This is a genomic window from Escherichia sp. E2661, assembly GCF_004745185.1.
In the GTDB taxonomy this organism is placed as follows: Bacteria; Pseudomonadota; Gammaproteobacteria; order Enterobacterales; family Enterobacteriaceae; genus Escherichia.
Genome location: NZ_PDIG01000019.1, coordinates 156,681 through 170,115 on the forward strand (window position 1 = coordinate 156,681; position 13,435 = coordinate 170,115).

Genomic DNA, 13,435 nt, shown 5'->3' on the forward strand with positions numbered 1-13,435 from the left:
CTTATTTCTCACTATCGACCAGGCCGCGCACAAAGGCACGCTGCATCACTAAAACAATCACTACTGGTGGGATCAGGGTTAACAACATCGCCGCCATCACCGAGTTCCATTCCGTGGTGCCTTCGCCAGTGGCGATCATCCCTTTAATCCCTGCCACGGTGGTGCCGAGATCAACGTCGGTAATAATCAACAACGGCCACAAATACTGGTTCCAGCCGTAAATAAAGGTGATCACAAACAGCGCCGCCAGATTGGTTTTTGACAGCGGAAAAACGATGTCGCAAAAGAAACGCATTGGCGACGCGCCGTCGATCCGCGCCGCTTCCACCAGTTCATCCGGCAGCGTCATAAAGAACTGGCGGAACAGGAAGGTAGCGGTCGCCGATGCCATCAGCGGCAGCGTTAAACCAGCGTAGCTGTCGAGCATTTTCAGGTTGGCGATGACTTCCACCGTCGGGAAAATACGCACTTCAACCGGCAGCATCAGGGTGATAAAAATCATCCAGAAGAAGAGGTTACGTAGTGGAAAACGAAACCAGACAATGGCAAATGCCGAGAGCATCGAGACGGTAATTTTGCCGAGCGTAATGCTGAACGCCATCACAAAGCTGTTAAGCAACATCCGCCAGAACGGCGCGCTATTCGTGCCTACCCCGTTCACCCAGATGTTGTGGATGTTTTCCAGCAGATGCGTGCCGGGAATAAGCGTCATCGGCGCGGCGTAAACTTCTTGTTTATCCAGCGTCGCCGCAACAAACGCCACGTACAGCGGGAAGAGGATCACCGCGATCCCGAGGATCAACATGGTATGGCTGAATATTGTCAGCCACGGACGGTTCTCAATCATTGGTAACGCACCTTGCTTTCAACATAGCGGAACTGCACCACCGTCAGCACGATGACGAGGAACATCAACACTACCGACTGCGCGGCAGACGAAGCCAGATCCAGTCCGGTAAAGCCTTCGCGGTAGATCTTATAAATCAGCGTCGTGGTAGCCTGAACCGGCCCGCCGGACGTGGCGGCGTCGATCACCGGGAAGGTGTCGAAGAAGGCATACACCAGGTTCACCACCAGCAGGAAGAAACTCACCGGGGCGATAAGCGGCAGCGCAATCTTAAAGAAGCGGCGAATAGGCCCTGCACCGTCGATAGCTGCGGCTTCAATCAACGAACGGGGAATGGATTGCAGCGCGGCATAGAAGAACAGGAAGTTGTAGCTGATTTGCTTCCACACCGAGGCAAACACCACCAAAAACATCGCCTGACCGCTGTTTTGCGCATGGTTCCAGTCGTAGCCGAACTCTGCGAGAAAATGAGTGATCAGCCCGCGACCGGGGTTAAACAGGAAGATCCACAATACGGCGGCAACGGCGGGAGCCACGGCATACGGCAGCAGCATTAAGGTTTGATAGAAACGGCTGCCGCGCACGATGTACTCCACCAGCGCCGCGAAGAACAGCGACACCAGCAAACCGCTGACGGTGACAAAGGTACTGAATTTTATCGTCGTCCAGAAGGAGTCGAGATAGTAGCTGTCATGGAACAGCGTGACGAAGTTATCCAGGCCGACAAACTGGCTGGAGAAACCAAACGGATCGACGCTTTGTAGCGAGTACCACAACGCTTCGCCCGCAGGCCAGATAAAAAAGATAACGGTGATGATGAGCTGCGGCGCGACCAGCAGATAAGGCAGCCAGCGCGAGCGGAACACCGGACGGGATGATGACATTACGGTTAATTCCTGAACTGTGCCGGATACGCTTCACTTATTCTGCCTACACACGATGGCAGGTCGGATAAGCGAAGCGCACCCGACATTTCACTGGTTAAGACTTCGTCGATTTCTCAAAGCGGCGCAGCAACTGATTCCCACGCTCAACGGCGGTATCCAGCGCCTGCTGCGGTGTCTTCTTACCGGTCCACACGCTCTCCAGCTCTTCATCCACAATCACGCGGATCTGCGGCATGTTGCCCAGACGCAGCCCTTTGGTGAACGGCAACGGCGGCTTGTTCAGCATCTGACGTGTCGCGGTATCCGCCCCTGGGTTTTTCTCATAAAAGCCCTGCTCACGGGTCAGGTCATACGCTGCTTTGGTGATTGGCAGATAACCGGTTTTCTGATGCCACTCGGCAGCGTTTTCTGGCTTCGCGAGGAAGTCGAGGAACTTCGCCACACCCGTATAAGTTTCTTTATCTTTGCCTTGCATCACCCAAAGGCTGGCTCCGCCGATAATGGCGTTTTGTGGCGCATCTTTCGCATCGGCGTCGTAAGGCATCATGCCTACGCCGTAGTTGAATTTGGCATACTCGCGAATGTTGGCAAGAGAACCGGAAGAGGCGGTCGTCATCGCGCAATCACCGTTATAGAACTTCTCGGTGGATTCATCCTTACGCCCGACGTAGCTGAAATCGCCCTTCTTGTTCATCTCCTCGAGCATGGCGATGTGTTTCACCTGTTCCGGCTTGTTGAACTCAAGCACTGCGTCTGTGCCGTCAAAACCGTTGTTTTTGCTGGCAAACGGCAGACCGTTCCAGGCGCTAAAGTTTTCCAGTTGGATCCAGCCCTGCCAGCCGCTGGCGTAGCCGCACTTCATACCGGAAGCTTTTAGTTTTGCGGCATAGTCGGCCAGATCCTGCCAGGTTTTCGGCGGCTGTTCCGGATCTAACCCCGCTTTCTTGAAGGCGTCTTTGTTGTAATAGAGAACGGGAGTCGAGCTGTTGAACGGCTGGGAGAGTAAGTGGCCCGTTTTGCTGTCAGAGTAGTAACCTGAAACCGTCGGCACAAACTGCGACTCATCGAATTGAATCCCCGCCTCTTTAAACACGTCATACACCGGTTTAATGGCTTTCGACGCCATCATGGTGGCAGTACCAACTTCATAAACCTGCAAAATAGCCGGCGCGTTACCGGTACGGAATGCGGCAATCCCCGCGCTTAAATTCTGTTCGTAGTTGCCTTTATAGGTCGGTACAATTTTGTAATCCGGGTTTTCGGCGTTAAAACGTTGGGCCAGAGAGTCCACCTCCTTCCCCAGTTCCCCTTCCATAGAATGCCAGAACGGAATGGTCGTCACGGCCTGCGCATTGCCCATTAACGCCAGTCCGAGCGCCAGTGCTGAAGCTGTATAATGTAACGGTTTCATTGATTATCTCTCTTGTTGTACCGAATGCGCGAATTCACGCGTTTTATGCTCGCGGGGTAACATGACATGCTCGAATTACAGAAAAATAACTCTTTTGTTACATTTTTAAGATAGTAAGGTGTCAGAAAGATGACAAGGCGGTGACGGCGCGGGTGAGGGAAAATGGGAGATGGGGCACGGATATCCCGAGAATGCACTGAAAAGAGGCGATTAACGACCAGCTAATCGCCAGAACGCCTTACCATGAAGAGCAAAAATGGCAGCAAATTCTGCATCCAGTTTTGCTGCCCGTTGAGAAGTACATTTTTCAATTTTAACAATAGATTGCCGCTACACTGGTCTAACGGCAAAGAAGATTTTCATCGCACCACACTCTGCTTCAGCCGTTCATTGGCGGCCTTAATCCATTCCCGGTGATGTTTTCTATAATGAGGTCTTGAGCGTTTAGCCGTATCAACTACAGCAACATACTGCTCGTTGGCTTCACGTAACCGACTCATTTTCGCCAGCATTTCCGCATAGTAAATACGCGCCTGCGGGCCAGGGTAATAAGAAACCAACACGTCAAACTCACTTTCCGCATCTGCATATTTTTCTTGTGCGGCTAAGGTTCTGGCGAATAACAAATGCCCGTCTGCCGACTGAAAATCGGGGTTATAACGCATCACATCTTCCAGCGTCTGCTGGCAGGCGGCGAACTCCTGGATGGCAAATTGTGCCTGCGCCAGGCTTAACATCATTGCCGCTTCATGGACGAATATCCCGCTTAACGCCTGCTGATAATGGGGAACGGCTTCGTGATAACGCCCAAGGCGCGCCAGTTCATTAGCCAACGCATAATGGTTTTGATTAGTCTCGGCAATCGCCAGCTCTTCGGTTAATTTGCGCAGGTGCCGTTCCGGGTTGATTTTGTCCTGCAGACGCATCAGCAAAGTACGTCCGTGACTGTCAGCGCCCGTTTCTGGCAGCATCACCATGACAAAATACGCCACGCAACCAATCACCGGAAAACAGAAAATGATAAAAATCCAGTACCGCTCTTGTCCGGTACGGTAAGCGTGAATACAGCAAAGCAGTTCAAGCATGACAACAACGGCATAATGCATGGGAGCAAACCTTTCCGTGGCAAATAAGTGGTCTGGTTTTAATCCTCCCGGTCTGTTGAAACAAGTCTGTATACGGACGAAGAGCCCGGCAGAACGTGGCTGCCGGGTATTCGATAATTTACCCGCCTAAATATGCACTTCTCACTGCTTCATTCGCCAGCAGCGCGTCGCCGGTATCGGAGAGCACTACATGACCGTTTTCCAGCACGTAGCCGCGATCAGCCAGCTTCAGCGCCTGGTTGGCGTTCTGCTCGACGAGGAAGATGGTCATCCCCTGCTCGCGCAGTTGTTCGATGGTGTCGAAAATTTGCTGGATGATAATCGGCGCCAGTCCGAGCGATGGCTCATCAAGTAATAACAAACGTGGGTTACTCATCAGCGCGCGACCAATCGCCAGCATCTGCTGTTCACCACCGGACATCGTTCCCGCCCGCTGAACACGACGCTCATGCAGACGCGGAAACAGTTCATACACCCACTTTATGCGCTCCTGAAACTGGTCACGTTCGGCAAAGAAGCCGCCCATCGCCAGGTTCTCTTCCACCGTCATCCGCGAGAAGACGCGACGCCCTTCCGGAACAATCGCTACCGCTTCGCGCATGATTTTCGCCGTCTGCCAGTCGGTAATGTCTTTATCATCAAACACAATTCGCCCGCTGGTGGCGCGTGGATCGCCGCATAACGTGCCGAGCAAGGTGGTTTTCCCCGCCCCGTTCGCGCCAATCAGCGTGACAATCTCGCCCTGATTGATATGCAGGCTCACCTCATGCAGCGCCTGGATTTTGCCGTAGTGGGCGCTGACTTTGTCAAAGGACAACATGACTTTTTCCATCTTATGCCTCACCTAAATAGGCACGGATCACGTCCGGGTTATTACGGATTTGCTCCGGCGTACCGTTTGCCAGCGGCGTCCCCTGATTAACCACGTAAATTCTGTCTGAAATCCCCATCACCAGCTTCATATCGTGTTCAATCAACAAGATAGTGGTGTTGTGATGGTTACGCAGTTCGGCAATCAGTTCATCCAGCTCTTTCGTCTCTTTCGGGTTAAGACCTGCTGCCGGTTCGTCGAGCATTAAAATCTCCGGCTGCGTCACCATGCAGCGTGCAATCTCCAGACGGCGCTGGTCACCATAGGCCAGGTTACTCGCCTGACGGTTGGCGTGTTCCAGCAAACCAATGCGCTCAAGCCAGGTCGCGGCGCGGTCGAGCGCTTCGCTCTGGGCGCGGCGGAAAGAAGGCGTTTTCAACAGGCCGGAGAACAGCCCGGTTTTCAGTTGCTGATGCTGTGCCACCAGCAGGTTTTCAATCACCGTCATTTCACGGAACAGACGTACATGCTGGAAGGTGCGCACCACGCCCATGCGGGCAATTTGCTGCCCCGGTAAACCTTCCAGATGCTGATCGCGCAGTAAAATGGTGCCGCCGGTGGGTTTATAGAATCCGGTCAGGCAGTTGAAGACCGTGGTTTTTCCGGCACCGTTAGGGCCGATTAACGAGACGATTTCCTGCGGGTACAGTTCAAGATTGACGTTGTTCACCGCCAGCAGGCCGCCGAAGCGCATCATCAGGCCGTTAACAGATAATAATGGCTGACTCATGCCTGCTCTCCTTTCGCTGCGCCGTTCTTCAGCTTGAGTTGCGGGCGCGTCATGGGCAGCAAGCCCTGCGGACGCCAGATCATCATCAGCACCATCAAACCACCGAGCATTAACATGCTGTATTCGTTGAAATCACGCATCAACTCGCGCGACACCACCAGCAGAACTGCCGCCAGAATCACTGCAAATTGCGAGCCCATACCGCCGAGCACCACTATCGCCAGCACAAACGCCGATTCGGCAAAGGTGAAGGATTCCGGGCTGACAAAGCCCTGGCGCGCAGCAAACAGCGTTCCGGCAAAACCGGCAAACGCGGCGCTGATGGTAAAGGCAGTCAGCTTGATACGACGCGGGCTTAAGCCCAGCGAACGGCAGGCGATCTCGTCTTCACGCAACGCTTCCCACGCACGCCCCAGCGGCATCCGCAGCAGGCGGTTAATGACAAACAGGCTTAGCACCACCAGCAGCAACGCCACCAGGTAGAGGAAAATGACGCGATCGGAGGGATCGTATTTCAGGCCAAAGAAATTACTGAAGGTGTCCCAGCCACCTTCACGGGCGGTACGACTGAACTCAAGGCCAAAAAAAACGTCGGTTTCGGGATCTGGCTGATACCGTTCGGACCACCGGTAATTTCGGTGTTATTGAGCAGCAATATGCGCACAATTTCGCCGAAACCGAGGGTAACGATCGCCAGATAATCACCGCGCAGGCGCAGCACCGGGAAGCCGAGCAGGAAGCCCGCCGCCGCTGCCATTAATCCGGCAATTGGCAGACAGGTCCAGAAGCCAAGACCGTAATAGTGATTGAGCAGTGCAAAAGTGTAAGCGCCGATGGCGTAAAAGCCGCCGTACCCCAGCACCAGCAGGCCGGAAAGCCCCACCACCACGTTCAGCCCGAGGCCGAGGATAATGTAGATCATGGTCAGGGTGGCGATATCCACCGTCCCACGCGACACCATAAACGGCCACGCCACCGCAAGCACCAGCAGCGCCACGAGGAACAGCTTTTGCTTCACCGTGGAGCCATCAATGGCTGGCAGAATAAACTTCGGTCCGGAAACGCTTTTTAGCCCTTTCTGGAAAGCAGGTCGCAAAAGCTGGAAGAAAAAGACCACCGCCGTGCCGATAAACACCCACTCCCAACGGACATCCGAAGCCGTGTCGACCACCAGTTTGGTGCCATCCAGCTCCAGCTGCACGCCCATAAAGACGCCAGCGAGGATAAAGAACATCGCGGCAGAAAGCAGCGCCATTGCAATATGCATCGGTTTCATACTTTCTCTACCTCCGGGCGACCCAGAATACCGGTCGGCATCACCAGCAGCACCAGAATCAGCAGGGCAAATGAGACCACATCTTTATATTCCGTACTCAGATAGGCAGAAGAGAGCGCCTCCGCAATCCCCAGAATCAGGCCGCCAATCATCGCCCCCGGAATACTGCCAATCCCACCGAGCACCGCAGCGGTAAAAGCTTTCATCCCGGCCATAAAGCCGATGTAGGGGTTAATCACACCGTAGAACTGACCGAGCAGCACGCCCGCCACCGCCGCCATTGCCGCGCCAATCACAAAGGTCAGCGCAATCACCCGGTCGGTGTTGATGCCAAGCAAGCTCGCCATTTTCAGATCTTCCGCGCAGGCACGACAGGCGCGCCCCATGCGGGAATAGCGAATGAAAATCGTCAGCGCCAGCATGGCGAGGAAGGTGACAATCCAGATCACCGCCTGCATGGTGGTAATAGAGGCAGAGAAGTTTTCGCTATGACCCACCACCCACTGACCGTTAAACAGGCTGGGCAGCGCCACGTCGCGCGAACCTTCGGTCAGGCTGACGTAGTTTTGCAGGAAGATGGACATACCGATTGCCGAGATGAGCGCAATCAGGCGCTTAGAATTACGCACCGGGCGATAGGCCACCCGTTCGATACTCCAGCCGTAGGCGCTGGCGATGACTATCGCGCCGACGAATCCCGCCGCCACCAGCAGCCAGCCGGTATCAATGCCCATCATCATCAGTGCGGCGATGATCATAAAGGAGACGTAGCTGCCGATCATATAAACCTCGCCGTGGGCGAAGTTGATCATGCCGATAATGCCGTAAACCATGGTGTAGCCGATGGCAATCAGCGCGTAAGTACTGCCCAGCGTGACGCCGTTAAACATCTGCTGCAAGAAATACAAAAACTGCTCAGACATAAGGTAACCTTTCTAAACCCGCCCGCATTTTACGGGCGGTGGGATGATCACTTGGCTGCCGTGGATGAACCGTCGGCGTGCCACTGGAAGACACCAAAATCAAATCCCTTAAGATCGCCTTTTTCATCCCAGTTCAGCGGCCCAATCACGGTGTTTGCACCGTTTGCTTTTAAATCTTTCACCAGCGCCAGCGGCTCATCGCTGCCGGTACGCTCAAGGGCAGTTGCCAGAGATTGCACCGCCGCGTAGGTGATCCAGACATAAGGCCCGGACGGATCTTTCTTGTCTGCTTTCAGCGCATCAACGATGCCCTGGTTTGCCGGGTCCTGGTCATAGCGTTTTGGCATAGTGACCAACATGCCTTCAGCGGCATCACCGGCAATATTCGACAATGATGCGTTACCCACACCTTCCGGCCCCATAAACTGAGTTTTCAGGCCAACGGAACGGGCCTGGCGCAGCATCTGCCCCATTTCCGGGTAGTAACCGCCGTAGTAAACGAAGTCGATGTTTTCTTTTTTCAGGCGGGCAATCAGCGCAGAGAAATCTTTCTCGCCAGCGGTAATGCCGTCGAAGAAAACGACGTTGGCATTAGCCGCTTTCAGACTGTCCTGCACCGAACGTGCCAGCCCTTCGCCATACTGTTGTTTGTCGTGAATGATGGCGATACGCTGGGGCTTCACCGTCTCAAGAATGTATTTTGCCGCCGTTGGCCCCTGGGAAGAGTCCAGCCCGGCAGTACGCATGATGTGTTGATAACCGCGTTGGGTCAGCTCCGGATTGGTCGCTCCCGGCGAGATCATCAGAATACCTTCGTCTTCATAGATATCTGACGCAGGTTGGGTAGAAGAAGAACAAAGATGACCAATAACGTATTTAATGCCGTCGTTAACGATTTTGTTGGCGACCGCAACGGCCTGTTTCGGGTCGCAGGCGTCGTCATATTCCACGCCAACCAGCTTATCGCCTTTAATTCCCCCTTTGGCATTGATGTCTTTGATTGCCTGACGCGCGCCGTTAAATTCCATATCGCCCCACTGGGCAACCGGGCCGGACATCGCGCCGACAACGGCAACTTTAATATCGTCGGCTAAAGCGGTGTGTGATATTGCCAGTGCAATCATCCCTGCGATGATAGTTTTCGCATTCCGTTTCATTATTCAAAATCCCCACTCGTAATGTTGTGTTGCTTTGTTTTTATGTGTTAACAAATCAGACTGTTCTTTTTTATACTGCACTGTTTTTACCTGTCGGATTAAGGGGTTAGCGCAGTATTTTGTGATAATAGCGATTAAAATCCCTATTTTTCAGTCGATTAAGAACAGATAATATTCTGAATTTATTGATAGATAAACAGAAAAAAAGCGCCGTTGTCAGCATAAAATAACGGTACAAAGGGCGGAATAATTCACTACCATTCAGGGGATTATGCTGGACAATTTTCATTCTCTAATGTTTTAACTTTGTAATTATTGCTGAAAAAAAATTAATCACCTGCCAAAAGAAATAAAAAAGAGAAAGCCTCCGATTAAATTATTTCGCTACACTGGTTCCACTTTTGTGATTTACACGGGTTACCCATGAAGCTGACCATCATTCGATTAGAAAACTTTAGCGACCAGGACCGGATTGACCTGCAAAAGATCTGGCCGGAGTATTCCCCTTCCTCTTTACAGGTTGACGATAACCACCGTATCTACGCCGCGCGTTTTAACGAGCGTCTGCTCGCGGCCGTGCGGGTAACCTTGAGCGGCACCGAGGGAGCACTGGATTCCCTGCGCGTGCGGGAAGTCACCCGCCGTCGCGGTGTGGGGCAATATCTGCTGGAAGAGGTTTTGCGTAACAATCCTGGCGTTTTAGGCTGGTGGATGGCGGATGCTGGCGTGGAAGATCGCGGCGTGATGACAGCGTTTATGCAGGCACTGGGGTTTACGGCACAGCAGGGCGGCTGGGAGAAGCGTTAATCGCTCTGTGTAAAAAGCAGTTCAATGGATTTAGTTGGGAAAAATAACGCATTTTCGTTTTCTCCGACCAACGGGATAAAGCCCAGCGACTGATAAAACGTATGGGCTTTTTCATTCAGCGCCTCGACAAAAAGACCGTGGATACCTACCGCTAAAGAGGCTGACCAGACGACTTTCATGGCATGAGCAACCAATGTTGCTCCCCATCCCTGCCCCTGTATTGAACGATCAATTGCCAGACGCCCAAGAGTAACGCTGGGAATATTTTTGTAGGGAATTTTTTTCTGTTTCGATTTCGAGGGCAATGCGGCTCGTTCAAAACAACTGCCGGATAATGTGTAATATCCCAGCACCTGACGTTCTGGAGTGTTGCGACAAAGGATATACGCTCGCAGAATTTTGTTGCGATGTTGACGAACGAGATGTGTCGTCAGAAAGAGATTTAACGCTTCCTCGCCGCAGTCGAATCGCTGTAGATCATAATCTGCATCATCGGTCAGAATCTCTATCGTCAGATCATCCATAAATTATTACATTCCCTGAAGACGTTTTTGCCGCGCGTTTTAGCTTTTCACCTGGTGACGGGGGATTACTCAGCGCATCCATCACCCGCGTCCAGGATTCCTCATTGAGGATCACCCGCCGATGCTGTTCAATCACTTCCGCAGCCCGCTGCGAAGCGCTGTTCAACATAAATTGGCTGACGGACTGATTAGATATCGCTGCCGCTTCCTCAATCATACTTTTGTCATCGTCAGTTAAACGCAGATCGATACGCTGCTTTTTAACAGCAGACATGTTAACTCTCCTGCTCCGTATAAAATGTACGGCACATCACCGTACAATAAGCATATCCTGGATTGTTTAATCTTTCTACAACCATTTCAACAAACACAAAAAAACCCGATGGGCGTTAAGCGCATCGGGCATTTTCATTTATCTATCTGTTACTTCGCATCGGTCGCCGTGCCGTTGGCGTGCCAGTCAAATACGCCGAACTCAAAGCCTTTCAGATCGCCTTTCTCATCCCAGGTCAGCGGTCCCATTACGGTATCCACGGAGTTCGCTTTCAGGTATTTGGCGATCTCAGCCGGATCGTCAGACTGATTCAGGCCCGCCTGCAAAGATTGCAGCGCGGCGTAGGTGGTCCAGACGAACGCGCCGCTTGGGTCCTGTTTTTTCGCTTTGATCGCGTCAACAATCGGTTTGTTCGCCGGAACCTGGTCGTAGTTCTTCGGCTTGGTCACCAGCAGCCCTTCCGCTGATTCGCCCGCGATATTAGACAGCGAGACGTTAGCCACGCCTTCCGGCCCCATAAACTGAGTTTTCAGCCCTGCCGCGCGCGCCTGACGCAAGATTTGCCCCATTTCCGGGTGGTAACCGCCGTAGTAAACGAAATCGATATTCTCTTTCTTCAGACGCGCCACCAGCGTTGAGAAATCTTTTTCCCCGGCGGTGATGCCATCAAAGAACACCACGTTAGCATTGCCTTTCTTCAGACCGTCCTGCACCGCACGCGCCAGACCTTCGCCGTACTGCTGCTTATCGTGAACGATAGCAATACGCTGCGGTTTCACTTTCTCAAGAATATATTTCGCCGCCGTTGGCCCCTGGTCGGAGTCCAGGCCGGTGGTGCGCATAATCAACTTATAGCCACGCGCGGTCAGCTCTGGTGCGGTTGCCGCAGGGGTGATCATTAAAATGCCTTCGTCTTCGTAGATATCAGACGCTGGCTGTGTTGATGAAGAACAGAGGTGACCAATCACGTATTTAATGCCGTCGTTAACGACCTTGTTCGCCACCGCGACCGCCTGTTTCGGGTCACAAGCATCGTCGTATTTTACGATTTGCAGTTTGTTACCTTTAACGCCGCCTTTGGCGTTGATATCCGCTACCGCCTGCTCTGCGCCAGTAAACTCCTGGTCACCGTACTGGGCCACCGGACCAGACATCGCGCCCACGACCGCAACTTTAATATCTTCCGCCAGAGCCATATTGCTGAATGCCAGCGCGATACATCCTGCCAGTAACGCTTTACCCTTTATATTCATCCTGAGAATCCCCATTCTTCTGGTTATTACGTGTGTTGTGGTGTTGTGATTCAGCACTTTATTTCGTTTTATGCATGACTACCCGTGCTTTAGCAGCATACTCTGCTAAAACATACCCCATTTTTATGATATTGGAATAGCTATTTTGACAGTTTATTAACAATCTGCGTGGGGATTGGCGTTTTGCCGGAAGGGGAAATTGATTATTGCAGAGGCCCAAAAAACAAAAACCCCGGACTCTCATCCAGGGTTCTCTGCTTAATAGCGGAAATTACGCTTCAATGGCAGCGCGCAATTTTTTCATCGCGTTCTTTTCCAGCTGGCGCACACGCTCAGCGGAAACACCGTAACGATCAGCCAGTTCCTGCAACGTGGACTTGTTGTCTTCGTCCAGCCAGCGCGCGCGGATGATGTCCTGGCTACGTTCGTCCAGACCCTGCATCGCGTCGGTCAGACGGTTTGCCGCCTGCTCTTCCCAGTTATCATCTTCAATGCCGTCGGCAAAGTTAGATGATTTATCCTGCAGATAGAGCACCGGAGCCATCGGCTGGCTATCGGAATCGTCGTCGGAAGACAGGTCAAAGGTCATGTCCTGTGCCGCCATACGCGACTCCATCTCACGTACGTCTTTGCTGGTTACACCCAGTTCACGGGCCACCATTTCGACTTCATCCTGGTTAAACCAGCCCAGACGCTGCTTGGTTTTACGCAGGTTGAAGAACAGTTTGCGCTGCGCTTTGGTGGTCGCAACTTTGACGATACGCCAGTTACGCAGAACGTATTCGTGGATCTCTGCTTTGATCCAGTGAACGGCGAAGGAGACCAGGCGCACACCCACTTCCGGGTTAAAACGGCGCACTGCTTTCATCAGGCCGATGTTACCTTCCTGAATCAAATCCGCCTGTGGCAGGCCATAGCCCGCATAATTACGAGCAATATGAACAACAAACCGCAGGTGAGACAGGATCAGCGTTTTAGCTGCTTCCAGATCGCCATGGTAATGCAGCTTTTCAGCCAGCGCCCGCTCCTCGTCAGCCGACAACATCGGCCACGCGTTAGCTGCCCGGATGTAGGAATCCAGGTTGCCAACAGGGGCTAAAGCTAAACTTTGCATTTTGTCAGTCATTCAAATCCTCTCAATCGATATCTTCTGGCGCCTCAGTGGTAGCAACAACTGTGCCAGAGCTTAAGAGCAATGAGGTTATCATTCACTGTTTTATCAGACCGTGATTTTATCCACAAGTTCAATGCAACGCTGTGAATAAATTACGCACAAAATGTGACATAGAGATGAAATACCGGGAAGAGACAACGGGGTCTCTTTCCCTGCTACGGAACCCATTGCAGGGAAAGAGTATACACGCTTTTA

General features: G+C 52.5%; 13 protein-coding genes and 1 pseudogene. 1 reads left to right on the forward strand and 13 read right to left on the reverse strand.

Annotated features, from left to right (window positions below):
• Position 1 precedes the first annotated feature (1 nt).
• From ugpE to livK, 9 genes and pseudogenes are all read right to left on the reverse strand, one after another.
• A complete protein-coding gene (gene ugpE, locus CRI63_RS10310) occupies positions 2–847 on the reverse strand; it encodes a sn-glycerol-3-phosphate ABC transporter permease UgpE (RefSeq protein ID WP_000572183.1) in 846 nt (281 codons plus the stop codon).
• On the reverse strand, positions 844–1,731 hold the full coding sequence (gene ugpA / locus CRI63_RS10315) for a sn-glycerol-3-phosphate ABC transporter permease UgpA (protein ID WP_000099289.1): 888 nt from the start codon (positions 1,729–1,731) through the stop codon (positions 844–846). Before ugpA ends, ugpE begins: the two co-directional genes overlap by 4 nt.
• Before the next feature lie 97 nt (positions 1,732–1,828).
• A complete protein-coding gene (ugpB, locus tag CRI63_RS10320; RefSeq protein ID WP_000803190.1) occupies positions 1,829–3,145 on the reverse strand; it encodes a sn-glycerol-3-phosphate ABC transporter substrate-binding protein UgpB in 1,317 nt (438 codons plus the stop codon).
• Between the two features lie 359 nt (positions 3,146–3,504).
• Positions 3,505–4,251 carry a tetratricopeptide repeat protein gene (locus CRI63_RS10325; protein ID WP_135519444.1) on the reverse strand — a complete coding sequence of 249 codons (747 nt, stop codon included), beginning with the start codon at positions 4,249–4,251 and terminating at the stop codon, positions 3,505–3,507.
• A gap of 118 nt (positions 4,252–4,369) precedes the next feature.
• A complete protein-coding gene (livF, locus tag CRI63_RS10330) occupies positions 4,370–5,083 on the reverse strand; it encodes a high-affinity branched-chain amino acid ABC transporter ATP-binding protein LivF (RefSeq protein WP_000416895.1) in 714 nt (237 codons plus the stop codon).
• A 1-nt stretch (position 5,084) separates the two neighbouring features.
• Entirely contained in the window at positions 5,085–5,852 is a 768-nt protein-coding gene (livG, locus tag CRI63_RS10335) for a high-affinity branched-chain amino acid ABC transporter ATP-binding protein LivG (RefSeq protein WP_000082101.1), read from the reverse strand.
• Positions 5,849–7,128, reverse strand: a pseudogene (gene livM, locus CRI63_RS10340) (branched chain amino acid ABC transporter permease LivM). The gene livG and the pseudogene livM overlap by 4 nt, the downstream one beginning before the upstream one ends.
• Complete coding sequence (gene livH, locus CRI63_RS10345; RefSeq protein WP_001295111.1) at positions 7,125–8,051, reverse strand: high-affinity branched-chain amino acid ABC transporter permease LivH; 927 nt, start codon at positions 8,049–8,051, stop codon at positions 7,125–7,127. The pseudogene livM and the gene livH overlap by 4 nt, the downstream one beginning before the upstream one ends.
• A 47-nt stretch (positions 8,052–8,098) precedes the next feature.
• A complete protein-coding gene (gene livK, locus CRI63_RS10350; RefSeq protein WP_135405474.1) occupies positions 8,099–9,208 on the reverse strand; it encodes a high-affinity branched-chain amino acid ABC transporter substrate-binding protein LivK in 1,110 nt (369 codons plus the stop codon).
• Positions 9,209–9,631: 423 nt separating this feature from the next.
• Here livK and panM point away from each other — a divergent pair, with 423 nt between their 5' ends.
• Positions 9,632–10,015: an aspartate 1-decarboxylase autocleavage activator PanM gene (panM, locus tag CRI63_RS10355; protein WP_135519446.1), complete on the forward strand. Its 384-nt coding sequence runs from the start codon at positions 9,632–9,634 to the stop codon at positions 10,013–10,015.
• On the opposite strand, the gene ataT is transcribed toward panM, so the two are convergent.
• The 4 genes from ataT to rpoH form a co-directional block, all read right to left on the reverse strand.
• Positions 10,012–10,539, reverse strand: coding sequence for a type II toxin-antitoxin system toxin acetyltransferase AtaT (gene ataT, locus CRI63_RS10360; RefSeq protein ID WP_135405472.1), 528 nt, complete (start codon positions 10,537–10,539; stop codon positions 10,012–10,014). The genes panM and ataT overlap by 4 nt on opposite strands.
• Entirely contained in the window at positions 10,532–10,813 is a 282-nt protein-coding gene (ataR, locus tag CRI63_RS10365; RefSeq protein ID WP_135519448.1) for a type II toxin-antitoxin system antitoxin AtaR, read from the reverse strand. Before ataR ends, ataT begins: the two co-directional genes overlap by 8 nt.
• A 149-nt stretch (positions 10,814–10,962) precedes the next feature.
• Positions 10,963–12,066: a branched chain amino acid ABC transporter substrate-binding protein LivJ gene (gene livJ / locus CRI63_RS10370; protein WP_130209078.1), complete on the reverse strand. Its 1,104-nt coding sequence runs from the start codon at positions 12,064–12,066 to the stop codon at positions 10,963–10,965.
• Between the two features lie 271 nt (positions 12,067–12,337).
• Positions 12,338–13,192: an RNA polymerase sigma factor RpoH gene (gene rpoH / locus CRI63_RS10375; RefSeq protein ID WP_000130217.1), complete on the reverse strand. Its 855-nt coding sequence runs from the start codon at positions 13,190–13,192 to the stop codon at positions 12,338–12,340.
• Between the last annotated feature and the right edge of the window lie 243 nt (positions 13,193–13,435).